Origin of the sequence: Vulgatibacter sp., from assembly GCF_041687135.1 — a bacterium.
Lineage (GTDB): Bacteria > Myxococcota > Myxococcia > Myxococcales > Vulgatibacteraceae > JAWLCN01.
Map to the genome: position 1 here is coordinate 452,007 of NZ_JAWLCN010000003.1, position 24,615 is coordinate 476,621.

At 71.7% G+C, this 24,615-nt stretch carries 26 protein-coding genes; 14 read left to right on the forward strand and 12 right to left on the reverse strand.

Translation table 11 applies throughout. The annotated features are described in order from the left end of the window. Nucleotides 1-36: 36 nt before the first annotated feature. A complete protein-coding gene (locus tag ACESMR_RS09330) occupies nucleotides 37-1,317 on the reverse strand; it encodes a hypothetical protein (RefSeq protein ID WP_373046788.1) in 1,281 nt (426 codons plus the stop codon). Nucleotides 1,318-1,517: 200 nt separating this feature from the next. Between ACESMR_RS09330 and ACESMR_RS09335 the strand changes: the two genes are divergently transcribed. From ACESMR_RS09335 to ACESMR_RS09360, 6 genes are all read left to right on the forward strand, one after another. Further along, complete coding sequence (locus tag ACESMR_RS09335; RefSeq protein ID WP_373046789.1) at nucleotides 1,518-2,552, forward strand: rod shape-determining protein; 1,035 nt, start codon at nucleotides 1,518-1,520, stop codon at nucleotides 2,550-2,552. Nucleotides 2,553-2,659: 107 nt separating this feature from the next. Next, complete coding sequence (locus tag ACESMR_RS09340) at nucleotides 2,660-3,499, forward strand: LEA type 2 family protein (protein WP_373046790.1); 840 nt, start codon at nucleotides 2,660-2,662, stop codon at nucleotides 3,497-3,499. Between the two features lie 11 nt (nucleotides 3,500-3,510). Next, complete coding sequence (locus ACESMR_RS09345; RefSeq protein WP_373046791.1) at nucleotides 3,511-4,056, forward strand: EcsC family protein; 546 nt, start codon at nucleotides 3,511-3,513, stop codon at nucleotides 4,054-4,056. A gap of 258 nt (nucleotides 4,057-4,314) precedes the next feature. Beyond that, nucleotides 4,315-5,400, forward strand: coding sequence for a cytochrome-c peroxidase (locus tag ACESMR_RS09350; RefSeq protein WP_373046792.1), 1,086 nt, complete (start codon nucleotides 4,315-4,317; stop codon nucleotides 5,398-5,400). Nucleotides 5,401-5,534: 134 nt separating this feature from the next. After that, nucleotides 5,535-5,861, forward strand: a complete 327-nt coding sequence (locus ACESMR_RS09355) for a 4a-hydroxytetrahydrobiopterin dehydratase (RefSeq protein WP_373046793.1) — start codon at nucleotides 5,535-5,537, stop codon at nucleotides 5,859-5,861. 45 nt (nucleotides 5,862-5,906) lie between these two features. Beyond that, entirely contained in the window at nucleotides 5,907-7,124 is a 1,218-nt protein-coding gene (locus tag ACESMR_RS09360; RefSeq protein ID WP_373046794.1) for an EAL and HDOD domain-containing protein, read from the forward strand. 103 nt (nucleotides 7,125-7,227) lie between these two features. Here ACESMR_RS09360 and ACESMR_RS09365 read toward each other — a convergent pair whose 3' ends face one another. Beyond that, complete coding sequence (locus ACESMR_RS09365) at nucleotides 7,228-8,223, reverse strand: hypothetical protein (protein WP_373046795.1); 996 nt, start codon at nucleotides 8,221-8,223, stop codon at nucleotides 7,228-7,230. A 55-nt stretch (nucleotides 8,224-8,278) separates the two neighbouring features. After that, complete coding sequence (locus ACESMR_RS09370) at nucleotides 8,279-9,004, reverse strand: TSUP family transporter (protein ID WP_373047108.1); 726 nt, start codon at nucleotides 9,002-9,004, stop codon at nucleotides 8,279-8,281. A 219-nt stretch (nucleotides 9,005-9,223) separates the two neighbouring features. Here ACESMR_RS09370 and ACESMR_RS09375 point away from each other — a divergent pair, with 219 nt between their 5' ends. The 7 genes from ACESMR_RS09375 (at nucleotide 9,224) to ACESMR_RS09405 (ending at nucleotide 16,821) form a co-directional block, all read left to right on the forward strand. Continuing rightward, entirely contained in the window at nucleotides 9,224-9,853 is a 630-nt protein-coding gene (locus ACESMR_RS09375; protein WP_373046796.1) for a TetR/AcrR family transcriptional regulator, read from the forward strand. A 145-nt stretch (nucleotides 9,854-9,998) separates the two neighbouring features. Continuing rightward, nucleotides 9,999-10,979 carry an alpha/beta fold hydrolase gene (locus tag ACESMR_RS09380; protein WP_373046797.1) on the forward strand — a complete coding sequence of 327 codons (981 nt, stop codon included), beginning with the start codon at nucleotides 9,999-10,001 and terminating at the stop codon, nucleotides 10,977-10,979. Continuing rightward, nucleotides 10,976-11,644 (forward strand): class I SAM-dependent methyltransferase, encoded by a 669-nt coding sequence (locus tag ACESMR_RS09385; protein WP_373046798.1) that lies wholly within the window; start codon nucleotides 10,976-10,978, stop codon nucleotides 11,642-11,644. The genes ACESMR_RS09380 and ACESMR_RS09385 overlap by 4 nt, the downstream gene beginning before the upstream one ends. Next, nucleotides 11,644-12,618, forward strand: a complete 975-nt coding sequence (locus ACESMR_RS09390; RefSeq protein ID WP_373046799.1) for an alpha/beta fold hydrolase — start codon at nucleotides 11,644-11,646, stop codon at nucleotides 12,616-12,618. The genes ACESMR_RS09385 and ACESMR_RS09390 overlap by 1 nt, the downstream gene beginning before the upstream one ends. A 33-nt stretch (nucleotides 12,619-12,651) precedes the next feature. Further along, complete coding sequence (locus ACESMR_RS09395; protein ID WP_373046800.1) at nucleotides 12,652-14,160, forward strand: hypothetical protein; 1,509 nt, start codon at nucleotides 12,652-12,654, stop codon at nucleotides 14,158-14,160. 10 nt (nucleotides 14,161-14,170) lie between these two features. Then, on the forward strand, nucleotides 14,171-15,169 hold the full coding sequence (locus ACESMR_RS09400; RefSeq protein ID WP_373046801.1) for a hypothetical protein: 999 nt from the start codon (nucleotides 14,171-14,173) through the stop codon (nucleotides 15,167-15,169). After that, on the forward strand, nucleotides 15,166-16,821 hold the full coding sequence (locus ACESMR_RS09405) for an ATP-dependent DNA ligase (protein ID WP_373046802.1): 1,656 nt from the start codon (nucleotides 15,166-15,168) through the stop codon (nucleotides 16,819-16,821). The genes ACESMR_RS09400 and ACESMR_RS09405 overlap by 4 nt, the downstream gene beginning before the upstream one ends. Here the strand turns inward: ACESMR_RS09405 and ACESMR_RS09410 are convergent. The 7 genes from ACESMR_RS09410 to ACESMR_RS09440 form a co-directional block, all read right to left on the reverse strand. After that, entirely contained in the window at nucleotides 16,818-17,951 is a 1,134-nt protein-coding gene (locus tag ACESMR_RS09410) for an NAD(P)/FAD-dependent oxidoreductase (protein WP_373047109.1), read from the reverse strand. The two genes, ACESMR_RS09405 and ACESMR_RS09410, sit on opposite strands and share 4 nt — an antisense overlap. Next, nucleotides 17,951-19,669, reverse strand: coding sequence for an AMP-binding protein (locus tag ACESMR_RS09415; RefSeq protein ID WP_373046803.1), 1,719 nt, complete (start codon nucleotides 19,667-19,669; stop codon nucleotides 17,951-17,953). Before ACESMR_RS09415 ends, ACESMR_RS09410 begins: the two co-directional genes overlap by 1 nt. Beyond that, nucleotides 19,666-19,938: an acyl carrier protein gene (locus ACESMR_RS09420; protein WP_373046804.1), complete on the reverse strand. Its 273-nt coding sequence runs from the start codon at nucleotides 19,936-19,938 to the stop codon at nucleotides 19,666-19,668. Before ACESMR_RS09420 ends, ACESMR_RS09415 begins: the two co-directional genes overlap by 4 nt. Next, nucleotides 19,935-20,495, reverse strand: a complete 561-nt coding sequence (locus tag ACESMR_RS09425) for an isoprenylcysteine carboxyl methyltransferase family protein (RefSeq protein ID WP_373046805.1) — start codon at nucleotides 20,493-20,495, stop codon at nucleotides 19,935-19,937. The genes ACESMR_RS09420 and ACESMR_RS09425 overlap by 4 nt, the downstream gene beginning before the upstream one ends. Continuing rightward, a complete protein-coding gene (locus ACESMR_RS09430) occupies nucleotides 20,489-21,547 on the reverse strand; it encodes a type III polyketide synthase (RefSeq protein WP_373046806.1) in 1,059 nt (352 codons plus the stop codon). The genes ACESMR_RS09425 and ACESMR_RS09430 overlap by 7 nt, the downstream gene beginning before the upstream one ends. A gap of 231 nt (nucleotides 21,548-21,778) precedes the next feature. Further along, entirely contained in the window at nucleotides 21,779-22,210 is a 432-nt protein-coding gene (locus ACESMR_RS09435; RefSeq protein ID WP_373046807.1) for a CBS domain-containing protein, read from the reverse strand. A gap of 122 nt (nucleotides 22,211-22,332) precedes the next feature. Next, nucleotides 22,333-22,800 (reverse strand): TlpA family protein disulfide reductase, encoded by a 468-nt coding sequence (locus tag ACESMR_RS09440; RefSeq protein WP_373046808.1) that lies wholly within the window; start codon nucleotides 22,798-22,800, stop codon nucleotides 22,333-22,335. 78 nt (nucleotides 22,801-22,878) lie between these two features. Here ACESMR_RS09440 and ACESMR_RS09445 point away from each other — a divergent pair, with 78 nt between their 5' ends. Beyond that, the gene (locus ACESMR_RS09445) at nucleotides 22,879-23,064 is read left to right on the forward strand and encodes a hypothetical protein (protein ID WP_373046809.1); all 186 of its coding nucleotides are present in this window, start codon (nucleotides 22,879-22,881) and stop codon (nucleotides 23,062-23,064) included. Between the two features lie 42 nt (nucleotides 23,065-23,106). Here the strand turns inward: ACESMR_RS09445 and ACESMR_RS09450 are convergent, their stop codons facing one another. Both ACESMR_RS09450 and pip read right to left on the reverse strand, forming a co-directional pair. After that, nucleotides 23,107-23,580 carry a DUF4863 family protein gene (locus tag ACESMR_RS09450; RefSeq protein ID WP_373046810.1) on the reverse strand — a complete coding sequence of 158 codons (474 nt, stop codon included), beginning with the start codon at nucleotides 23,578-23,580 and terminating at the stop codon, nucleotides 23,107-23,109. 24 nt (nucleotides 23,581-23,604) lie between these two features. After that, entirely contained in the window at nucleotides 23,605-24,567 is a 963-nt protein-coding gene (gene pip / locus ACESMR_RS09455) for a prolyl aminopeptidase (protein WP_373046811.1), read from the reverse strand. Nucleotides 24,568-24,615: the final 48 nt, after the last annotated feature.

Here is a 24,615-nt window from a genome sequence, read left to right on the forward strand (position 1 = left end):
GCCATCCGCAGCGCCCCGGCGCTCGGGAAGCGGCCTTCAGTCGCAGTGCGCCTCGTAGGCGATCTCGATCCCCTGGCCGGGAGCGGGCACGAAGTGAGGGTAGAAGACCACGGCGTTGCGATCGGCGTCGTAGTCCCAGACCCGCCACGCTTCCTCGTTGCGGGAGGCGACGACCGCACCGTCGATGCGCACCTCGATCTCCCCGTCGGCGTCGTCGAGCACGCCGTCCTCGTCGAGGTCGATGGGGAGGCGCTCGAGGGGATAGGTGAGCGGCATGCCGAAGGTCGCGCCCGGGGCAAAGAAGTCCGCGAGGCCCCACGCCTCGTCGCAGAGCGAGCGACGGGAGCCACCGAGGAACGAGACCGCTTCCCCATAGCGGCTGCCAGGCTCCGTTCCCTCGCAATGTCCGCCCTCCCCGCCCACCACGGCGAGGGCCCGCACCAGGCTCGTGGTTCCGACCTGCCTTCCCATCTCGAGGGAGCGTGCGTAGGCGACGACCTCACCCGGCGAATTGTCGTCCCGGGAGGCGACGACGAGGAGGGCGAGCCCCGCTTCGGGCCGCCGGAAGGCGTCACCCGCTGCTGCAACAGCAGCAGCGGCGGAGGCGAGCCCGTTGCCGTTCCCGTCGCAGCCAGGGGCGCCGACCACCGCCTCGAGGCGATCGGAGGCATCGGCGCCCCCGGCGAGGATCGGCGGATCGCCCAGGAGGCTGCCGCCGGCGCAGCCCGCATCCGAGCTGCTCGTGGTCACGGCGAGCTGCCAATCGATGCCTGCCTCGTCGAGCCAGGGCGGAAGCGCCCGGGCCTCCGCCACCAGCTGCTCGCGGAAGGGCTCCATCGAGGCGTGGTCGTCGACCAGGAGGAGGACGTCGACGCGAGGCCGCACGTCGGGGAAGTGGTCGGTCCGCGGCGCCGGCTCGCAGACCGGCTCCTGCGCCACCGCCACCCCCTGGAGCCGGTAGGCCTGGCTCGCGCCGTTGGTGCGGAGCTCGATCTCCTGCTCGAAGCGGCCGGGGGCCGTGGGGCGGAAGGCGAAATGGACCTGCAGTTCCTCCCGCGGCTCGATCCGCACCACCTGCTCCACGTCGCTGAAGAAGGGGGGCTCGACCTCGGGGGGAGAGAGGAGCACCGCCTGCTTTCCCGCGCGGATCGCCGCCTGCCGGATCGCCTCCTCGCCGACCGCCACCTCGCCGAATTCGATGATGTAGGTGGCCTGGATCGGCGGGCCGTAGAAGCCCCCATCCGCCGGGACGTCGTCTGCGGGCTGGCAGCCCGCGAGCAGCAGGGCCGAACAGGCGAGCAGGTGCAGGTGGCGCATCGATACCTCCCCTCGGAGGTCGGAGTGTACGCCGATCACGCAGGGGGTAGAAAAGCTTCCGCCGCCAGCCCGGCAGGGCCCAAGGGGGGCCGGTGTAGGCACCGCCCGGCTACCGGCCCGCTCGGGGATTTCTTTGGATCTGTTGGAGAGCCTGCGTTAGAACCCCGAAGAATCATTACGCCTCGAGGGCTTGGACCGGCATGTTCGACTGGCTCTACCGTCTGTTTTCGCGCGATCTCGCGATCGACCTCGGCACCGCCAACACCCTCATCTACATCCGTGGCATGGGCATCGTCTCGAACGAGCCCTCCGTCGTCGCCGTCCAGCAGGACGCGCGGGGCGGCAAGAAGGTGCTCGCGGTTGGCAAGGAGGCGAAGGAGATGCTGGGGCGCACCCCCGGCAACATCGTCGCCATCCGGCCGATGAAGGACGGCGTGATCGCCGACTTCGAGATCACCGCGGCGATGCTCCGCTACTTCATCCAGACCGCGCACAACCGCAAGGCGCTCGTGCGTCCGCGGATCGTCATCGGCATCCCGTCGGGGATCACCGAGGTCGAGCGGCGCGCGGTGCGCGAGGCGGCGGAGAGCGCGGGCGCCCGCGAGGTCTACCTGATCGAACAGCCGATGGCGGCGGCGATCGGTGCGGGCCTGCCCATCACCGAGCCGTCGGGCAACATGATCGTCGACATCGGTGGCGGCACCTCGGATGTCGCGGTGATCTCCCTCGCCGGGATCGTCTATTCGAAGTCGGTCCGCGTCGGCGGCGACAAGATGGACGAGGGGATCATCCAGCACATCAAGCGCAAGTACAATCTGCTCATCGGCGAGCGCACCGCCGAGCTGATCAAGATGGGCATCGGCACCGCGTACCCGACCGACGAGGTGCTCACCATGGACATCAAGGGCCGCGATCTCGTGGCCGGTGTCCCGCGCACGCTCACCGTGTCGAGCGACGAGATCCGCGACGCCTTGAGCGAGCCGATCAACGCCATCGTCGAGGCGGTGAAGGTCACCCTGGAGCGCACGCCCCCCGAGCTCGCCGGCGACATCGCCGATCGCGGCATCGTGCTCGCCGGCGGTGGCGCGCTCCTCAAGAACCTCGACACGCTCCTCCGGGAGGAGACCGGCCTGCCGGTCTTCCTCGCCGAGGATCCGCTCTCGTCGGTGGTGATCGGGGCCGGCAAGGCGCTGGAGGAGCTCGACATCCTGCGCCAGGTCTGCGCGAACGCTTGAACAACGTGCCGCCCGCGCCCGTCTTCCTTCCGCGGGCGCGGGGCGAATCCGCCCCGTCTTGTCGGGGCGGCCGGTGCATGCGCACCTTCCGCCCGCCCGGAGGTGCCATGTCCCTGCTCAGAAGCCTCGCCCTGCTCCTCGTTCCCCTCGCGCTCGTCTCCCTGGGCTCGGGCTGCACCACCCTGCGCGCCTTGAGCGGCGACATCACCAAGCCGGATTTCACCTTCAAGCGGGTGAAGCTGCAGGGGATGAGCTTCGACTCGGTGACCCTCGGCCTCGTCTACGAGATCGACAATCCCTACGAGATCCCGATCGAGCTGGCGCAGGTGAGCTACCAGCTCGCGGTGGAGGGGAACCGCGTCTTCAGCGGCTCGCCGAACGAGGGGGTGAAGATCCCGGCCAGGCGCAGCAAGGAGATCACCTTCCCGGCGCAGATCCGCTTCGCCGAGATCTTCCCAGCGGCGAAGTCGATCTTCACGCAGGACCGCCTCGACTACCGCGCCAGCGGCAAGGTCGGCATCGACACGCCGGTGGGGATGCTCGCCTTTCCGCTCTCGAAGAGCGGCACCTTCGACAGGCCCGATCTTCCGAAGGTGCGCATCGCCGACATCCGCGCGCCGCGGATCACGGCGAGCGGCGCCGAGCTGCGGGTGGCCCTCGACGTCACCAACACCAACCCGTTCCCGATGCCGCTCGAGTCGGTGCAGTACGGCCTCGCCCTCGCCGGCTCGAAGGTGGGCGGCGGCAGCGTGCGCGGCGCCGACGTGGCGGCGGGCAAGACGAAGCGGCTCGAGTTGCCGGTGCGGGTGAGCCTCTCCGGCGCGGGCAGGAGCCTGCAGAACCTGCTCGCAGGCAAGGCCACCGAGGTGGAGCTCGACGGGAAGTTCGACTTCGGCGGGATCTCCGGGCCCCTCGACGTGGCGCGGAAGATGACGCTCGGAGATTAGAGGAGCGCCGCATGCGCCTGCCCTTCCTCCCGGATCTGGACGAGTGGCTGCTGCAGCAGGTGGCCCGCTCGCGGCTGCGCATCGCCGAGCTCGAGCGCGCCCACCCGGGCCTCGACAGGCCGCAGCTTGCGCAGCGGCTCATCGACGAGAAGAAGCAGGTCGCCACCGGCGGCGGCGCGGTGGTGGGGATGTTCGGCCTCGCCGCCATCCCCGCCGATCTCGCGCTGGTGGCGTGGCTGCAGGTGCAGCTCGCCATCGAATTGGCGGTGCTCCACGGCGTGAACCTCAAGGCGCGGACCGGCAGGGCCGAGCTCCTCGACGTGCTCGGCTTCCGGGAGACCGATCTCGCCTCGGTGCTCCGCGCGGTTCCGCTCGTCACCGGGCGGGTCTCCGCCGCCTTCTTCCGGCGGCTCGGCTGGCGCACCGTGGGCCGCGCGGTGCCGGTGCTCGCCGCGCCGATCACCGCCTTCGTCAACGGCCGCGACATCCAGCGGATCGGCGACGAGGCGATGCGCCGCTTCGGCACCTTCCGCCGGGTGCCGCCTGCACGCCGCTGACCTGGCTGGCGTTTCGGATATCACGGTCGATTGAATCGGGTTCGCGCGCCGCGCAACCGGCGCGCGCGCCGTGCATCCGAGCTGCCGACGAAGCCACCCCACCGCTGCGGCGAAGCAGGAAACCAGGCGGCTGCCCGGTTCTTGCCTCGGGCTTGCTTTGGGTTTACGACGCGCAGCAGCCGGAGCGATCCGACCGGCGCGAGTTTATGTATCGCAATCGCCTCCGTCCCCCCGGTGGCACGACTGGAGAACGAGCCCATGCAGAAGACCCTTCTCGTCGCGACGGCGGCCCTCGCCCTCGTCGCGGGCTGTAAGAGCGAGCCGGCGGCGGAGAAGCCGGCGCCCGCCGAGGCCAAGGCCCCCGTCGCGGCACCCGCCGTCGAGATCGACGCAGCCCGGCTGCAGCTCTTCGCGCCGCTGCCGGAGGTGATCACCACCGCCGAGACGAAGCTCACCGAGGAGCGGATCAGCCTGGGCCGGATGCTCTATTACGAGACCCGCCTCTCGAAGAACCACGACCTCTCCTGCAACAGCTGCCACGACCTCGCCAACTTCGGCGTCGACGGCAAGAAGTTCTCCGAGGGCCACAAGGGCCAGCTCGGCGGGCGCAACTCGCCGACGGTCTACAACGCCGCCGGCCGCCACGTGCAGTTCTGGGACGGCCGCGCCGCCCACGTCGAGGAGCAGGCCACCGGTCCGATCATGAACCCGGTGGAGATGGCGATGCCCGACGAGAAGCGCGTGGTCGCGACCCTGCGCTCGATCCCCACCTACGTCGAGGCGTTCCAGAAGGCCTTCCCCGAGGAGAAGGATCCGATCTCGCTGCAGAATGTGGGCGTGGCGATCGGCGCCTTCGAGCGCAAGCTCGTCACCCCTTCGCGCTGGGATCGCTTCCTCGGCGGCGAGAAGGACGCCATCACCGACGCGGAGAAGGCGGGCTTCGACAAATTCGTCGATGGTGGGTGCGTCACCTGCCACATGGGCGCCTATGTGGGCGGCACCATGTTCCAGAAGCTCGGCCTCGTGAAGCCCTGGCCGAACCAGGCCGATCAGGGCCGCTTCGAGGTGACGAAGAACGAGGCGGACAAGATGATGTTCTCGGTGCCCTCGCTCCGGAACGTCGCCAAGACCGGCCCCTACTTCCACGACGCTTCGGCGGAGAGCCTCGAGCAGGCGATCTCGATGATGGCCGAGTACCAGGTCGGCAGGCAGCTCCCGGTGGAGGACGTGAAGTCGATCGCCACCTGGCTGCAGACGCTGACCGGCTCCATCCCCGCCGAGTACATCGTCAAGCCCGAGCTGCCCGCTTCGACGGACAAGACCCCGAAACCCGAAGCGATCTGATTCGTCTCCGCGTACGGACGGTGTTTTCATGGGAGACCGGTTCCGCAGGGGCCGGTCTCCTTTTTTGTGCAGGAATGCGCCGGGCGCTGGCAGCGGCGGCCCCAGCGACGCACCTTGGCGGTCGGGAGGAAGCGGTGGATCTCGTGCACAAGCGTTGCCTGCCCTGCGAGGGAGGCGTTCCCGCCCTCGACGCCGCGGCGATCGAGCGGCTGCTGTGCCAGGTTCCCGGTTGGGCCGTGGCAGAGGGCAAGCTGCAGCGGACCTTCTTCTTCGCCAACTTCGTGGAGGCGATGGCCTTCTTGAACCGGGTGGCGGAGCTCGCCGAGCGGGAGGGGCACCACCCGGACTTCTCGGTCCACTACCGGCGGGTCGAGATGCAGATCTGGACCCACGCGGTCGGTGGCCTCACCGAGAACGACTTCATCCTCGCCGCGCACATCGAGCCCTTGGTAGCCGCGTAGCACTGGTGTATGAGCCGGCCTGCACCTTGAAGGGGAAGCGTTTTCATGGAAGAGGTCTTCGTCGCCCGGCAGCCGATCTTCGATCGTTCGCTCCGGGTCTTCGGCTACGAGATCCTCTTCCGGCACTCGTCCTTCGAGAACTTCTTCTCCCACCACGATCCCGACGAAGCGGCGACCCGCGTCATCCACGACAGCCTCCACGTCTTCGGCCTCGACGTGCTGGCGCAGGATCGGCGGATCTTCTTCAACGTCACCCGCTCGGTGCTGGTGGAGAACCTCGTCCGGATCCTGCCGGTGGAGCGCACCGTGGTGGAGCTCCTCGAGACGGTGGAGCCCGATCCCGAGGTGATCGAGGCCTGCCGTGCCCTCAAGGCAGCGGGCTACACCCTCGCCCTCGACGACTTCGTCATCTACCCGGGCTGCGAGCCGCTCCTCGAGCTCGCCGACATCGTGAAGGTCGACTTCCTCGCTTCGCCGCGGGAGGCGCGGGAGGAGGTGCCCCGTCGTTTCCGCCGCAAGGGTCTGCTCTTCCTCGCGGAGAAGGTGGAGACCGCCGAGGATTTCCACGAGGCCCTCGAGCTGGGCTACGACCTCTTCCAGGGCTTCTTCTTCCGGCGCCCCGAGATCCTCGCGGCCCGGGAGATCCCCTCGGCGGAGACGAGCTACCTGCGTCTCCTCCAGGCGGTGAGCCAGGAGCCGATCGACTTCGACCGGGTCGAGGAGATCGTCAAGCACGACGTCTCGCTCTCGGTGCGGCTGCTGCGCTTCCTCAACTCCGCCTTCTTCGGCTGGCGCAGCCAGGTCACCTCGATCAAGCAGGCGCTGGGGCTCCTCGGCGAGCTGCCGCTGCGCAAGTGGGTGACGATGGTGGCGGTCACCGGCCTCGGCACCGACCGGCCCGAGGAGCTGGTGGTGACGGCGCTCTTCCGCGCGCGCTTCTGCGAGGAGCTGGCGCAGCAGGCGGGGCTCGAGGGCGAGGCGCCCGATCTCTTCGTGGCGGGGCTGCTCTCGGCCCTCGATTCGCTGCTGGGCAGGCCGCTGCCGGATCTGCTCCGGGAGCTCGGGGTGGCGCCAGCGCTGCAGGCGGCGATCGCCGGCGGCGCTGGCCAGGGCGCGGCGATCTTCCGCCTCGCCATCGCCTACGAGTCGGGGCGGTGGGAGGAGGCGGCTGCGATCGCCCGGCAGCTCGGCCTGGACGAGCTCGCCCTGCCCGGCCTCTACCGCGACGCGGTGGCCTGGGCGGAGCAGACCCACCGCTTCTGAGCGCCCAGTGGGGCGCTCCAACGCAAAGCAATTTGCGCGCGAAGCGCGCCTCTGGACCGCTTGGTCCCGCGCCAGCGGGGCCGAGTGGTCCAGGTACAAGCGCCTACTTCACGAGATCCGCGAGCCATCCGGCGAAGCCCTCGCTCCGCACGAAGGGGCGGAGCCGCGCCTCGAAGAATTCGGCGATCGCGTCGCGGCCGATCTCCTCCACGCCGAGCTCGGCGAGCAGATCGCCGAGGGGCTTCTCGGCGTCGGCGCCGAGGAAGGTGGCGATGAGGTCGGCGAGCTCCATCTCGGCGCTCTCCCGCTCCAGCCAGCGGCCGAGCCAGGTGCGCGCCAGCGCGCCGATCGCGGCGGGATCGTAGCGGCGGGCCTCGCTGGCGAGCTGCGGCGTCGAGAGCTCGAAGAAGCCTTCGAGGAGCGCCTGGCGGAGATCCGCCTGCTCGTCGGCGAGATCGGGGTCGGCGAGGAGGTGGGCGATGCGGTGGAGCAGGCCGGAGATCGCCGCGTCTGCGAACTCCGCGGCGCGGCGCTCGATCTGCCGCTCCACCTCGCCGGAGACGGCGGAAGCGAGATCGGTGGCGAGGGCGCCGAAGGCGCCGGTGCGGCCCAGGGCGGTCTCGCGGGCGAGGCGGCCGAGATCGCCGAGGCCGCGGGTGAGGCGGCTGTCAGCGACCGGCGTGCTCATCCGCTTGCCGAAGGCGACCAGCGCCTCCTGGAGCAGCTTGCGGAGGAGGTGGCGCACCGGCTCGCGATCGAGCCAGGCCACCACCAGATCGCGGTCCGGGGCGAAGGGGCGATCGGCGAGCTCGCCCAGGGCGCGGCAGAGCTCCTCGGGCAGGAAGGCGCCGAGGGTGGTGGCGCGCGCCTCGAGATCGGCGAGGTGGGCCTCGATCCTCTCCTCGATCGCCCGGTGGGCGTCGGGGCTCTCCAGGTGCGCGCGCACGATCGCCGCCCAGGCGCCGGCGGTGGTGCCGGGCTCGACGAGATCGCCCAGCGGCGTGTCGAGGAGCTCGTCCGCGGCCAGGTCCGCGAGGCGGGCGAGCGGGCCGTCGGGGCTCTCGTCACGCAGGCGTTCGAGCAGGGTGTCGACGTTCACGTTGACCTCGGGTCGTGAAGGCCGCGGAGTCTACCTGTGGCGCCGGGCCGGCGCATCACGCCAGCAGGTCGAAGCCGAGCTTCGCCACCAGTGCGAGTACCACGAGGAGGACGACCCGGCGCACGAGCACGTCGCCGCCCTTCACCGCGAGCTGCGAGCCGAGGAATCCGCCGGCGAATTGGGCCGCTGCCATCGGCAGCGCCACCTGCCAGACCACCACGCCCTTGCTGGCGAAGAGGATCACCGCGGCGAGGTTGGAAGCGAAGTTGATCACCTTGGCGTTGGCCGAGGCGCGGGCCATGGGCAGGCCGAGGAGCGCGACGAAGCCGACGATGAGGAAGGTGCCGGTTCCCGGGCCGAAGAAGCCGTCGTAGGCGCCGATGCCGAGGGCGAGGGCCAGGGCTGCGAGGCGGGCCTTCTCGAGCGGCGGCGCCTGCCGGGCGGTGACCGGCGGCCGGAAGGCGAGGAAGAAGGCCACGGCGACGAGGAGGATCAGCACCACCGGCTTGAGGACGTCGGGCCGGACCAGCAGCACCAGCGCCGCGCCGGCGAAGGAGCCGACCAGGCCCGCCGGGAAGGTGAGCGGCGCGAGCTTGCGATCGACGAGGCCGTTGCGGACGAAGTTGGCGAGCGCCGCCCCGGAGCCGAAGACCGACTGGCCCTTGTTGGTCGCCAGGGCGAGGTGCGGCGGCATGCCGGTGGCGAGGAGGGCCGGCAGGGTGAGGAGGCCGCCGCCGCCGGCGATGGCGTCGACGACGCCGGCGAGGAGCGCGGCGACCATGAGGGCGGCGATCTGGAGCAGGGAGAGATCCACCGGCGGCGTGTACTCCACCTGCGTCGGTCGGGTCGAGAAGCAGGCGGGCGTCTTTCAGGTTTTTGCAGCAGCCCAGGCCCCCTTTCCCCCTTGGGCCACTCTTGGGGGAAGGATCTTTCGCGACCCCGAGTTTGACATCGTGACCGACGGTCACTAAATGACTATCAACTCGCACGGAGGTGCGCCTTGGGCGTCGCGGAGCGGAAGGAGCGGGAGTTCAAGCGCCGGGAGCAGGAGATCCTCGAGGCGGCGCTCGATCTCTTCGGCAGGGACGACTGGCAGTCGGTGACCATCGAGCAGATCGCCCAGGCGGCGGAGATCGGCAAGGGAACGGTCTACAAGCACTTCGAGAGCAAAGATCAGATCTACGCGAGGCTCGCCCTCGGCTACCACCGCCGCAACGCCGCCGAGCTCCAGTCGATCGATCCCCGCCTCGATCCGCTCCAGCGGGTGCGGCTCATCGTGCGCACCTACTTCCGCAACGCCGCGCTGGCGAGCAAAGAGATGCGGCGGGTGCTCCAGTACACGCAGCGCGACGACTTCCTCCGCACCCTGCCGCTCGAGACCCGGCGGGAGTGGCTCGCGCTCAACGACGAGATGTTCGAGACCATCGACCGCACGATGGGGGACGGCCGGAAGGCGGGCTATTTCCCTGCCGATCCCCGGCTCCTCTTCGGGGCACAGGCTGCGATCAACGGTGCGATCCAGATGGTCTGGGGCGGCTGCACCGAGGGCACGGATCCCGAGCCGCTCCTCGAGAGCCTGACCCGCTTCGTCCTCGCCGGCCTGCGCTACCAGGACCGCGCGGAGAGCTGACCCGTAGCAACCGAGTCGCCTCGCCCCGCCGGGCGCTGGTCGACTCGCGCCGATTTCGATCGAGCCGGCGTACCGGAAGCAGCGGTGCGCCTTTTTCAGGAGCAACCGTGACCATTGGTCACATCAAGACCAAGAGGCATAGAGCATGAACACGAGGGAACAGAGCAGGTGGAAGCGATGGGGCAAGGGCGGCGCGGCCGTCCTCGCAGGCGCCCTCGCCCTCGGGGCCGGGTGGCAGGCGCTCGCGTCCGCGCACGAAGCGGCGCAGCTCGAGCGGTCGGGACGGATGGTCGAGGTGGGGACCCACCGGATGCACCTCCACTGCACCGGGAGGGGATCGCCCACCGTGGTGCTCGAGTCCGGCGCCACCGGTGGCAGCAGCCCGTGGGCCTGGGTGCAGGCAGAGCTCGCGCAGCAGACCCGCGTCTGCAGCTACGACCGTTCGGGCATGCAGTGGAGCGAGGCGTCGCCGCTGCCCCGCACCGCGGCCAACGTCTCCGCCGAGTTGCGCACGCTCCTCGCCAACGCCGGGGAAGAGGGGCCCTTCGTCCTCGTGGGCCATTCGCTCGGCGGCATCTACGCGCGCAGATTCGTCGCCGACCATCCCGAAGACGTCGCGGGTCTCGTGCTCCTCGACTCCTCCCACCCCGACCAGCTCGATCGCCTCGGCGACGAGGCCCGCGAGCTGCAGTCGGCCTTCACCTCGATCCTCCAGGCCAGCCCCTGGCTCGCCCACGTCGGCCTGATGCGGGCCACCGATCTCTTCGCCGCACAGGCGGAAGGCCTTCCGCCTGCGGCCCTCGCAGCGGCGGCCCACTTCGTCACGCAGCCCGGCCACCTGCGCACCTCCGCGGCGGAGCTCGCGCATTGGGACGAGTCGATGGCGCAGGTGCGTGGGGCCGGCCCCTTCGGCGACCTGCCGCTCAGCGTGATCAGCGCCGAGAAGGGCGACGACGCCTGGCTGCAGCTGCACCGCGAGATGGCCAGCCTCTCTTCACGTGCCCACTATCGCGTGATCCCCGAAGCCGACCACCTCTCGGTGGTGATGCGGAAGGATCATGCGGCAGCGGTGGCGGCGGCGATCGGCGAGCTGCTCGCCGTGGTGCGGAACGGAGGTGAGGCGTGAGCTGCGTCCAGGCCCGGGTGGGCTACGAGCCCCTCGCCAACGTGCGCTGGTACAAGAAGCTGCAGGCCCGCCTCGTCGGTCACGGCAGCGAGAGCTACGAGCGCAAGGTCCACGTGTACAAGGAGCGCCTCTTCGGATCGCTGCGCGGCAGGATCCTCGAGGTCGGCGCCGGCGGCGGCATCAACCTCCGCCACCTCGATCCCGGCGTCGAGTACGTCGGCCTCGAGCCGAACGAATACTCCCTCCTGGAGTTGCGCAAGCGGGCGCAGGCCCGGGGCCTCGCCCACGCGGACGCGGTGCTCGGCGCGGCGGAGCAGCTGCCCTTCGACGATCGCTCGTTCGACGCGGTCTTCTGCTCCCTCGTCTTCTGCACCGTGCACGACGTGGAGTCGGGGCTGGCGGAGATCCGGCGGGTGCTCAAGCCCGGTGGCCGCTTCGCCTTCGTCGAGCACGTGGGCGCACCGAAGGGGACGGCGCTGCGCCGGATCCAGCGCGGGATCCGGCCGGTCTGGGAGGTGCTGGGCGACGGCTGCCATCCCGATCGGGATACCGCCGCGGCGATCCGCGCCGCGGGCTTCGATCGCGTGGATCTCGAGGAACTCCGCCTCCACCTGCCGGTGGTTGGCACGCACATCGCCGGCCAGGCCTGGAAGGCGGCCCACTGATGCGCCGGCTCCTTCGCACCCTGGGTGCGCTGGTGCTCCTCGCCGCAGCAGCGCTCCTGCTCGCCACGACCACGCAGGCCGTCGCCTCCGCCCGGGACCGTGCCGCCCTCCAGCAGCCCGGCAGGCTGGTGGAGGGCGGTGGCCACCGGCTCCACCTCCTCGAGCAGGGCAAGCGCAGCGGCGCTCCCTCCCTCGTCCTGCTCCACGGCGCCGGCAGCAGCAGCGCGCAATGGGGCTGGCTCGGCGCGATGCTCGCCGAGCGGCACCACGTGGTCGCGGTGGATCGGGCGGGCCTCGGTTTCAGCGAGCCTGGCGAGAGCGCCGCGGCAGAGGTCGCGGTGGAGGAGCTGCGCACGGCCCTGCGCCGCGCCGGCATCGCCCCGCCGTGGCTCCTCGTCGGCCACTCCCTCGGCGGCCTCCACGCCAGGCTGCTCGAAGCGCGCCACCCGGGCGAGGTGGCGGGCCTCGTCCTCCTCGATGCGCCGGCGCCGGCGTTCTTCGAGCGGCTCTCGCCAGCGGCCCGGGAGAGCCAGCGCTCCTTCCGCGCCCGGGCGCAGTGGCTTCCTGCGCTTTCTCGCCTCGGAATCCTGCGCCTGCTCGATCCGCTCGAGGCGGTCGCCGCGCCCCTCCCTTCCGCCGCGGCTGCGGCGCTGCGGGCCTTCTCCGTGGACGCAGGCCACCAGCTCGCGGCGGCTGCGGAGCTGGCGGAGATCGATGCGGCGAGCGCCTCGTTCCGCGCCCTGCGCGACGTGGCGCCGCCGGCAGCGCCGGTCCTCCGGATCAGCCGCGGCGCGCCGGACGACGAGTTCACCCGGGTGCAGCAGGCGCTCGATCGGGAAGCGACGGCAGCGGTGCGGGGCGCCACCCACCGGGTGATCCCCGGCGCCACCCACTTCAGCCTCGTTACCGAGGCGCATCACGCCAGGGCGGTGGCGGAGGCGATCACCGGCTGGCTCGCACGCTCGCTGCGGTGAATGCGACGCCGGAGCCGGACGTCCCCAGCGATCATGCGATCGCTGCTCGCCGTGCTCCTCGCCGCCGTCGTCCTTCCCGCCTGCGCCACCGCCCACGGTCGGGCGGTGGAGCGCGCCACCGCCGCAGCTGCCAGCGGCGATCTCGTCGCGGCGGCGCTGGCGTGGAAGGAGGCCTGCCACCTCGAGCCGGCGGATTGCCCCCGCGCCGCAGCGGCCCGGCGGGAGGCGGTGGCTGCAGCAGCGGCGCTGGCGGCCCCGCACTGCAGCGCCGGCGAGACGGGCGCCTGCGTCGAGGCGCTGCGCCCGGCCCGCGCCCTGGCCCCGGACGAGCCCGTCCTCGTCGGGCTCGCCGAGGAGGCGGCGCAGCTGCTCCGGGCGCGCTGCGGCGGCGGTGCCTCCCTGCAAGCGCTGGCCTGTGCCGAGCGCTGGCAGGGGGCACTCGCCGCCCCCGCCAACGACCGCGCCCTCGCGGCGTGGCGCACCACCCTCGCCGCCGACTTCCGGCAGCGGGCGGCTGGTCTCGACGGGCCCGCAGCGGACGCGCTCCTCCTCGGCGCAGCCGCCTGCCTCGCCGGCGATGGGAGCGACCACGAGGCGGCAGCCGCCGCAGCGTCGGCCTTCGACCGGACGATCGCCCGGAAACTGGCGGTCACGTGGCGGGTGGAGGCCGTGCCGCCGCAGCTCCGCTGCGAGTCGCTGGTCGTGAACCTCCCGGTGCGCTGCGCGATGGGCGGCCTCGTGCTGCAGGTCGAGGGGCGCCTCGACGAGCCCGAGCACCAGCGCGCGAGCGCCGTCGTTCCGGTGGAGTGGATCGCCGGCACACGGCACGTGCCCAACCCGGCGTACGACGCAGCTGCCAACCGCGTCCTCCTCCTCGAGGACGCCCTGCGCCACGCGGAGGAGGAGCTGGTGGTGGCCCGCAGCGAATGCGAGGGCGCCGAGCGGGCGTGGCGCGACGCGGGCAGCTGCCTCTCCTGCCCTGCGTGGAATTGGCGCGAGACCGCCTGCGACCTGAAGCACGACTACGAGTCGATCTCCCGCGACCGGAGCTTCGAGCTCTCGAACGCGCGATCGGCGCTCCACGCCACCCCGCCCCACCTCGAGGAGGAGGTCCGGCTGCACGGCAGCGTCGAGCAGCTCCACCACCGCTGGAACGCCCGGTGGACGGTGCGCCTCGCCCTCGGCGCGAGGCAGCGCTCCCTCGGCGGCATCGCCGTGCACGAGGACGTGGAGCATCCGGCCTTTCGCCCCGCTGCCCTCGCGGCGGATCCCCTCGAGCTGCCGCCCCACGATCTCGGCGCGGCGGAGCTCGCTGCAGCCACCACGGCAGCGGCGCGCGCCCTCGTCGGCGAGGCGCTCGCTGCGCAAGCAGCGGCACGGGAGGAAGCCTGCCCGCTCCCCGTACGCTACGAGGCGGGGTGGCTGCGCTGCAGGGCCGAGGTGGAGCGGCTCCGGGGCCTTTCGGTGGACGACGGTTCCTGGCTCGCCGAGGCCGCAGGCGGCGCGATCCGCTGCACGGCTCCTTCCGCACCGCAGCCTTAAGTTCGGCAGGATGGAGGTCCGCTACACGGATCAGGGGATCCACCTGCCGGCGATCGATCTCTGGCTCGATCCCGCGGAGGATTGCGCCACGGCCTGGCTCTCCCACGCCCACGCGGACCACGCCCGCGGCACCCACGGCACGGTGCTGGGCACACCGGAGACCCTCGGCATCTACGGGCTCCGCCACCGCGGCGCGCCGCTCGCCCCAGGGTCGCTCCAGCCCCTGCCCCATGGCGCCAGCCGCCAGGTCGGCAGGGCGACGATCAGCTCCATCCCCGCCAGCCACATCCTCGGCGCGGCGCAGCTCCTCGTGGAGCTGGACGGCGAGCGCCTGATCTACACCGGAGACATCAAGCTCCGCCCGCCCCTCTGCGGCGCCGAGACCAGGCTCACGCCCTGCGACCACCTGATCGTCGAGTCGACCTTCGGCCTGCCGATCTTCCACCTCCTCGGCGCCGAGGAGGCCCGGGAGCGGATCGTCGGCTTCGCGCGGCGCTGCCTCGACGAGGGCGAGACGCCGGTCTTCCTCGGCTACGCGCTGGGACGCGGCCAGGAGATCGCGCACGTCCTCTGCACGGCGGGGATCCCCACCGCGGTCCACGGCGCGATCGCCCGGCTGGTCCCCTTCTACGAGGCGGCGGGCTACACCTTCCCCGGCCTCGAGCCCTACGACCGCGACGCGACCGCCGGTCGCGCCCTGGTCGTGGTCCCCAGCTTCCGGAACGTGCTCGCTGCGAGCGGCAAGGGCTTCCGCTTCGCCTACGTCTCGGGGTGGGCGGCGATGGCCAACGCCAGGGCCCGGACCGGCGCAGAGGAGCTCGTCCCGTGGTCCGATCACGGCGACTTCGAGGAGCTCCTCGGCATCGTCGAGGGAAGCGGCGCCACCCGCGTCGACGTGGTCCACGGCTACGCCGAGGCCTTCGCCCGGATCCTCCGCCAGCGCGGCCACGACGCGCACGCGCCCCGGGAGGCTGCGGCGCGCACGGTCGAGACCGAGGAGGTCCCGTGAGCGGCGCCGATCTCGACGGCTTCGCCGCGGTCTGCGAGCAGGTGGCGGCCACCAACGCGCGAACGAGGAAGGTCGCCCTCGTCGCCGATTACCTCCGCTCCCTCACCGACGACGATCTCGCCAGGGCGGCGCTCTTCCTCACCGGCAGCGCCTTCCCCCGCCACGATCCCCGCCGCCTCTCCGCAGGCCACGCCACCCTGCGCGACGCGGTGATGGCGGTGACCGGTTGGGATCTCGAGACCGTGCGCCTCTCCCTGCGCGAGGTCGGCGACACCGCCGAGGGGATCGCGCTCCTCCTCGTCGGGCACGGTGCCGGCCTTCCCTTCCCACTTGCCGACGCGGAGGCGGCCTTCGAGCGCCTCGAACAGGCCCGCAAGACCGCGGAGAAGCGCGCCCTCCTCGAGGAGCGGATGCGGAGCGCGAGCCCGCAGGCGATCAAATATTTCCTCAAGGTGATCACCGGCGAGCTGCGCATCGGCCTGCAGGAGAAGCAGGTGGAGGAGGCGATCGCCGCTGCCACCGGCGCGTCGAAGCAGGCGGTGCGCGACGCCAACAACCGCGCCGGAGACATCGCCCGGGTCGCCCTCGCCGCGCGGCACGGCACGCTCGATCGGATCGAGGCGACGCTCTTCCACCCGATGGACTTCATGCTCGCCAAGCCGCTGGACTCCCTCGACGAGATCACCGATCCGGACGCCTGGTTCCTCGAGGACAAATTCGACGGCATCCGCGCACAGGCCCACGTCGAAGGCGGGCGCGTGCAGATCTTCTCCCGCGGCCTCGAGGAGGTGACCCACGCCTTCCCCGAGCTGGCTGTGGCCTTCGCGCGCCTCCCCGGCAGCGCGGTGATCGACGGTGAGATCCTCGGCTGGAAGGACGAGCGCGCGCTTCCTTTCGTCTTCTTCCAGCAGCGCCTCGCCCGCAAGAAGGTGAGCGAGCAGATGGTCCGCGAGATCCCGGTGGCCTTCGTCGCCTACGACCTGCTCTACGACGACGGCACGCTCCTCCTCGATCGCCCGCTGGAGGAACGGAGGCAGCGCCTCGCCACGCGCTTCGCCTCCGAGCGCCCGCCGCTCCTCCTCGCCGAGCAGCGAACCGCGGCGGACCTCGACGCCATCGACGCGATCTTCCACGAGGCCCGGAGCCGCGCGAACGAGGGGCTCGTGCTCAAGCACCGCGGCAGCCTATACGAGCCCGGGAGGCGCAGCGGCCTCTGGCGCAAGCTGAAGCGCCCCTTCGGCACGCTGGACGTGGTGGTCACCGCAGCGGAGCAGGGCCACGGGCGGCGCGCGGTGGTCCTCTCCGACTACACCTTCGCCGTGCGCGACGGCGCTCGCTTCGTCAACGTGGGCAAGGCCTACTCCGGCCTCACCGACGAAGAGATCCGCGCGCTCACCCGCGTCTTCCGCCGGATCCAGCTGCAGCGCTTCGGCCGCGTGCTGGTGGTGGAGCCGCAGGTGGTGCTCGAGGTCGCCTTCGACGGCGTGCAGAAGAGCGCGCGCCACAAGAGCGGCTTCGCCCTGCGTTTCCCCCGGATCCTCCGCTGGCGCCAGGACAAGACCCCGGAATCGATCGACACCCTGGACCGCGTGCGCGAGCTCTACGAGCACTCGCTGCAGATCCTCGAGGACGCAGCCTCGCCCCAGACCTAACCGCGCAGCAGCGCCGGCGCCGGGCCTGCGCGCAGCTCGCTCCCCGGCCCCTCCACCACCGCGGCAAGCAGGCGGGCGAAGATCCGCGGGTGGCGCGCGAGCTGCCGGATCACGCGGCGCCGTAGCGCCGGATGACGGGAGAGCTGGAGGAGCGCGCCGGTGATCCAGGCGTAGCGCCGGAAGGCGGCGGCGCTCTCCGCCTCCCATCCGGTGAGGGCGGCACCGCCGTGCACCACCGCAGCGGGCAGCACGGCACCGAGCCCTGCCGCCTGCCCGAAGGCGAGCGTCAGCCCCTCGCCGCTCAAGGCGTCGACGTAGCCCGCCGCATCACCCACCAGCGCCACCCTGCCTGCGACCCGCCCCAGCACGCGGCGGTGGAGCGGCCCTGCCCCGCGATCCTCACTCTCCTGCACGGCGCCGGCGAGGGCGGCCCGCAGCGCGGGAAATCGCTCGAGGAGGCGGTCGAAGCGCTGCGGCCCGATCCGCCCCTCGTCCCAGAGGAAGGCGATCCCCACCCGCCGCGGTCCCGCCGGCGTGACGTAGGCCTCCACGCCGTCGGCCCAGTGCACTTCGACGTGGTCGCTCCAGGGCTGCACCACGTAGTGGCGACGCACGCCGAAGCGCCGGCGGCGCACCGGCGCTCCCTCGAGCCCGGCGGCACGCCGGATCGGAGAGGTGAGCCCATCGGCAGCGACGAGGAAGCGCGCGTGGACCGGGCCACCGTCGGTATCCAACATCACCCCGTCCGGCCCGAGATGGACGCCGTGGACCCCGTTGCCATGCTGGAGCGAGGCGCCCGCTGCCCGGGCCCGCAGGGTGAGCGCCTGCGCCAGGGCGAGACGTCGCACGCCGAGCCCCCAGCCCCGGGGAAAACGGGCAGCGGCCCCGGTGCCGTCCTCCTGCAGGTAGCGGATGCCCACGAAGGGCGCGCAGCCGTCGGGCGGAACGAGCACCGCTGCGCCGAGGGCCTCGAGGGCGCGCACGCCGGCAGGCATCAGCCCCTCGCCGCACGCCTTGTCGGGTGGGCCGCTCCGCCGCTCGAGCACCAGCGTCGAGAGCCCCTTGCCCGCTGCCTCGATCGCCACCGCGAGACCCGCAGGTCCTCCGCCCACGATCGCCACGTCGACCATCACGCCCGGAACCTGCTGCGGACGAAGGCGAGCTGCGAGCGCACCACCGCAGAGGCGAGGCGCAGGGGCGTCACCGGCGCGGGCGGGAGCAGCTCTCCAGCCAGCCACTGCCGCCGTGCCTCGCCGCGGCGGAGCTTGCCGCTCGAGGTCCTGGGCAACGTTCCCGGCGAAAGCTCCACCACCGCATGCGCCCGGATGCCGGTGGCCTCCAGCACCGCTGCCCGCACCCGCTCCCCGAGGCCGCTCGATGGGCCGCTCACCTCGACGAGCAGCGCCAACTCCTCGCCCTCCCCGCCGTCGGGAACGAAACCGACCGCCACCGCGCAGCCCGTCCGCACGCCCTCCACGGCGTCGAGGCATTCCTCGAAGGCCTGCGGCGCGTGGTTGGCGCCGCGGAGAACGATCACGTCCTTGGCCCTGCCGCTGACGAAGAGCTCCCCGCCCTGCACGAAGCCGAGGTCGCCGGTGTCGAGCCAGCCGCCCTGCAGCGCCTCTGCGGTCGCGTCCGGGCGCTCGAAATATCCCGCCATCACCGAGGGGCTGCGCACGTGGATCCGCCCCACCTCGCCCAGCGGCAGCACGGCGCCGTCCTCACCCCGGACCTCCACCGCGGTGCCGGGAACGGGCACGCCCACCGAGACCACCTCCCTGCCGTCCCGTTCCGCCGTGGCGAACCCGCCGCCGGGCCGCGAGAAGGTCACCGCCAGCGATGCCTCGGAGAGCCCGTAGACCGGCAGGAGCGCGGAGGGATCGAAGCCGAAGGGAGCGAAGCGCTCGGCGAAGCGGCGCAGCACCCCGGCGGCGATCGGCTCGGCGCCATTCAGGGCGAGGCGCCAGGAGGAGAGATCGAGTCCCCGGAGATCCTCATCGCGCACCCGCCGCAGGCAGAGGCCGAAGGCGAAGTTGGGTGCGGGAGAGACGGTGGCCCGCTTCTTCGCCACCGCCCGCAGCCAGAGCGCGGGCCTGGCGAGGAAGAGCTCCGGCGGGATCAGGGTGAGCGGTCCCGGATGGGCCACCGCCAGGAGCAGGCAGCCGATCAAACCCATGTCGTGGTAGAGCGGCAGCCACGAGACGCCGGCCTGGCGCACCGGGCCCTCCTCCGGCAGGTAGGAGTCGATCGCCGCCACGTTGGCGAGCACGTTCTCGTGGCGGAGCGCCACCGGCTTCGGATCGACCGTGGTCCCGGAGGAGAATTGGATCACCGCCAGCTCGGCTTCGCGGCCGGGCAGGTCGAGGGCCCCACCAAGCTCGAGATCCTCCACCGCCACGCAGCCGAGCGGCGGCCGCGCGAGGGCGGTGGCTTCGCCGAGGAGCCGGCGGATCCGCCGATCGCTGAGGAGGAGCACCGCCCCGCAGGCGCGGAGCATGCGCGCGGTCCGCTCGTGGTATTCGCCGAGGCGGCCGAGGCGCAGCGGCGGGTAGAGGGGCACGGGCACCGCCCCGGCGAGGAGCGTGCCGAAGAAGGCGTCGGGGAAGGCCGGCGAGGTGGGCAGGATCATCGCCACCCGATCGCCGGGCCGCACCCCCAGCCGTGCGAGGGCGCCGGCGACGTGGCAGGCCCTGCGGTGGACCTCCCGCCAGGGGATCACCGTCTCCCGCTCGGCGGCGTCCCAGAAGGTGAGGCCCGTATCGCTTCCGGCCGCTGCGCGCAGCGCCTCCTGGACGGTGCGATGGCGCTGCGGCGGCAGCGCCCTTCCCTCGAGGCGGGCGGGGATCACGAGGCACCTCCGTCCCTGCGCCGGCAGACGAGCCGCACCAGGTCGGCGACGGTGCGGATCTCACCGGCGTCCTCCTCGGCGAGCGCGATCCGGAAGCGGTTCTCGAGCCCCACCACCAGGGTGAGGAGCTGCACCGAATCGAGTTGCAGATCCCGCGCGAGCTCGTCATCCATACCGACCGTCTCCTTGCGTCCCAGCTCGTCGGCGAAGATCCGCCGCACCTCGGCGAGGACCTCCGCCTCCCCGTCCACCGCAGCCGTCCGTCTCAAGATTTCCCTCCGGGAAGGAAGCGCGGCCGCTCCGCAAAGGCCGCTCGGTATGCAGCGCCGAGCGCCGCCTCCTCGGTGCGGATCCGCACGTAGAGCAGCACCGCATTGGCTGCCGAGAAGAGGAGCGCCGTGATCCAGGCACCGTGGATCAGCGGCACGAAGAGGATCTCCAGCACCACCGCCACGTAGTTCGGGTGGCGCACGAAGCGGTAGGGGCCGGAGGTCACCGGCGCCTCGCCCGGCACCACGATCACCCGTACGTTCCAGCGCGGACCCAGGGTGCCTATCGCCCAGTAGCGCAGCGCCTGGGCGAGGATCGCGACGCCGAAGGCGAAGGTGCCGAGTGCGCCGGGAAAGCGCCGCTCGAAGAGCACGACCTCCGCCGCGCAAGCGAAGAGGAATGCCGTGTGGAGGAGAGCCATCGCGCGGAAGTGGCGCTGCCCCACCTCGACGCCGCCGTCGGCGAGCGAGCGCGCGGCGTTGCGCCGCGAAAGCACGAGCTCGCCGATCCGCTCCACGCCGAGGAGGAGGAGGAAGCCGAGGTAGAGGTTCACCATCGCAGCAGCACCAGCTCCGAGCAGAAGCCCGGCCCCATGGCGAGGAGGAGCCCGAAGTCGCCTGGTGCAGCGCCCGCTTCCGCGAGGGTGTCGCCCAAGACGAAGAGCACCGAGGCGGAGGAGAGGTTCCCGACCGCTTCGAGGGAGCGCCAGGTGCGGGCGAAGGCCTCGCGGGGCTGCTCGAGGCTCTCGGCGAAGGCCTCGAGGACCTTCGGGCCGCCGGGGTGGCAGATCCAGTGGGCGATGTCCCCGCGCTGCAGGCCGTGGCCTGCGAGGAAGGCGTCGACGTCCCCGCGGATCCGCTCGCGCACGAGATTCGGCACCTGCGCCGAGAGCACCACCTGGAAGCCGGATTCGACCACGTTCCAGCCCATCACCCACTCGGTGTCCGGGTAGAAGACCGAGCGCGTCGCCACCACCTGCGGTCCATGCTGCACTCGGTCCGCGCCGCCGAGGACCACGGCGGCGGCGCCGTCGCCGAAGAGGCCCGAGGCGATGATGTTGGGGATGGAGAGATCCTCCCGCTGCAGGGTGAGCGAGCAGAGTTCCACCGAAAGGAGCAGGGCGATCTCGCCGGGGGCGCCGCGGAGCGTGTCGCTGGCCCGGGCCACACCTGCAGCGCCTGCCACGCAGCCGAGGCCGAACATCGGCGTGCGCTTCACGTCGGGGCGCAGGCCCAGCCGGTTCACCAGCCTGGCGTCGATGCTGGGCGCGGCGATGCCGGTGACGGTGGTGAAGAAGATCTGGTCGACGTCCGCGGCGCGGAGGCCCGCAGCGGCCAGCGCCCGCTCGATCGCGTCGGCGCCGAGGGAGACGGCGCACTCGGTCCAGGCGCGATTCGCCTCGGCGAAGCTCCGGATCCCCTCGTAGGCGTCGATGGGCAGCGCCAGGTGCCTGCCGGAGACGCGGACCGATCGATGCAGCTGCTCGAGGCGGTCGAGGTTGAAGTGCTGCCGCGCCCAAAGCTTGCGGAAGGCGGCGATCAGCTGCTCCTGATCCGCGTAATGGGGCGGCAGGGCCTGCCCTACGGTGAGGATCCCGGGGTGCGGCACGAAGGTCTCCGTTCGAGCGGGTGCGTTCCCATCCTCTGGGGATCGGCCCCCGGCACCGCAACGGAAAGGCGTGGGCCCCCCAGCCCCGGAGGGGGGTTCGGTGCTGGCCACGCACGTTCGAGCGCCCCGCGCCATCGACCAGTTGCCCGATGGCCGGGGCCCTACGCCCCTAAACGCAAAGGGCGGCCCATGGCCGCCCCTGCTCTTCGATTCGATACGTTCGCGCCCGCGTCAGGTCGACGGCTGCGCCGGCTCGCTCACCGTCTCGAGCACCTCGCCGGCGAAATCCTCGTCCTCGCCCTCGACCGCCAGGTCGCCGAGCGAAAGGATGCCGACCAGCCGCTTGTTGCGGTCCACGACCGCGAGGCGGCGCACTTTGTTCTCCTGCATGATGCGGCCGGCTTCCTCGACGTCGCTGTCCTCGTAGCACCAGATGATCTTGTCGGTCATCACGTCGGCCACGGTGCAGCTCGACGGGTCCTGACCCTCCGCCACCGCGCGCACCACGATGTCGCGATCGGTGACGAAGCCCCGGAGGCGATCGCCGTCGCAGACCGGGATGCCGCCCACGTCGAGGTTCTTCATCATCCGCGCCGCGTCGCGGGCCGTGGCGTCCGGTGCGATGACCTGCACGTTGCGGGTCATGATCTCCTTCAACTCCATGGCGCAATCCTCCTTCCGCCGGGGCGCTCGCTACGCCTTCCGCTGCGGGTTCGTCCACCCCGGAAAGGTGGGGAGGGGGAGAAGTTCTGTCCACCGGCGGACGCTCGTCCCCGGCGCAGCGATCAGGCCGTCGGAGCCCGCTCGCGCTCTTCTTCGAGCACGCGGCGGATCGCCGCCTCGGTGGCGACGTCCGCACGGAGGCCCGCCTGCCTGTGGCGCAGCCTGCCGTCCGCGTCGAAGAGGAAGTAGCTGGGGACGAAGGTCGCGCCGAAGCGCCGGGTGATCGGCGCACCCACGCCGTCGTAGGCGATCGGGTGGCGGAGCCCCTCTTCCTCGGCCACGCGCCTGGCCTCCTCGTCCCGCTGCTCGGGGCTCGAGCGGGCGTGGAGCCCGACGATCTGCAGCCCCTGCGGCCCGAACTCCGCCGCCCAGCGGAGGAGCGAGGGGGCCTGCTCCCTGCACGCGGTGCAGGCCTGCGACCAGATGTGGATCAGCGTCGGCCGCCCGCGCAGCGCCTCGGGCTCCAGGGGCCCGCCAGCGCTCCAGCTGCTTGCGCCTTCGAACGACGGGATGGAATCGTAGAGGTGCATGCGGCACACAGCTTGTGCACGCAAACGAGGAGACGCCCGATGGTGACGATCACCTACTGCACCGCTTGAGGCTACGAGGTGCGAGCCGTCCGTGCGGCGGCCTATCTGAAGGAAGAGCTCGGCGTCGTGGCCCGGTTGCAGAAGGGCGCCGGCGGCATCTTCACCGTGGACGTGGACGGCATGGTCGTGGCGGCCAAACACGTCGGCGGCTTTCCCACCGACGACGAGATCGTCCACGCGGTGGCGGAGGTGCTGCCCAAATAGCCGAGCAGCAGGTGGGGCGGCTGCTGGCCGCCCCGCCGCATTTCAAGCCGGCGTCCACTCCATCGCCCCGTCGGGCAGGAAGTAGACGATGAGCATCCGGCCCCCGGTGACGGTGGGCACGTGCCTGCTGCCAGGCGGCATCACCACGAAGCCCGCGGGCCTGCCCTCGAAGCGCGGGTCGCCGCTCCTCGCGAAGCAGAGGCTCACCTCACCCTTCGGGTGGAGGTGCTCGAGCGCCGGCCCCTCCATCTCCACTGCGTCGATGCTCACGCCTGCCGTCTGGTCGGAGGGCTTCGCCACCCTGCCGAAGAAGACGCCGGGACCGCCGCTCTTCGGGCAGAGCCAGCCTGCCTCGAAGGCCGACGAGAGCAGCGCGCCGATCTCCTGCAGCGCCCCGGGCGAGACGCTCTGCGCGAGGGCCGCCTCCGCTTCCGCAGGACGGCTCAAGTCGAGCGAAGCCACCGTGCGGCAAATCGGCTGCAGGGCGGCGAGGACGTTTTCGTTGGTGGGCTCCATCACTGGCTCCTCGTCGAAGAAGGTCTACCGGCGGAACCGGTCGGTGGCGGAGACGAGCTCGTGGACGATCCCCGCCTCCATCGCCGAGTGGCCCGCGTCCGGCACCACCCGCAGGTCCGCCTCGGGCCAGGCCTTGTGCAGCGCCCAGGCGGTCTCCATCGGGCAGACCACGTCGTAGCGCCCCTGCACGATCACCGCGGGCACCTGGCGGATCCGCTCGACGCCGCGGAGCAGCTGGTCCTCGGTCTCGAAGAAGCCCTTGTTCACGAAGTAGTGGCACTCGATCCGGGCAAACGCGATGGCGAATTCGTCGCCGCCGGTCTTGGCGATGAGCTCGGGATCCGGCAGCAGCCTGCTCGTGCTCCCCTCCCAGACGCTCCAGGCCTTCGCGGCCTCCTGCCGCACGGCGGGATCCTCGGCGGTGAGGCGGCGGTGGTAGGCGTGGAGCAGATCGCCGCGCTCCGCCTCCGGGATCGGGGCGACGTAGCCCTCCCAGGCGTCGGGGAAGATCGCGCTGGCGCCGCGCTGGTAGAACCAGTCGATCTCCTGCTTGCGGAGCAGGAAGGTCCCGCGGAGCACCAGCTCGCTCACCCGCGCCGGATGCGTCTCCGCGTAGGCGAGCGCCAGGGTGCTGCCCCAGGAGCCGCCGAAGACCTGCCACTTCTCGATGCCGAGGTGCTCGCGGATCCGCTCCATGTCGGCAACGAGATCCCAGGTGGTGTTGGCCTCGAGGGAGGCGTGGGGCGTGCTCTTGCCGCAGCCGCGCTGATCGAAGAGGACGATCCGGTAGGCGGACGGATCGAAGAAGCGCCGGACCTTCGGGTCGGTGCCGCCACCGGGGCCGCCGTGGACGAAGACCACCGGCTTGCCCTGCGGGTTGCCGGACTCCTCGAAGTAGATCTCGTGCACGTCCGAGACGCGCAGCCTGCCGGTGTTGAAGGGCTCGACCGGCGGGTAGAGGGTGCGACGGGTGCTGGCGACTTCCATGGGAACCTCCGAAGGACGCGAACCCTACCACGGGCCTCCGACATCGGT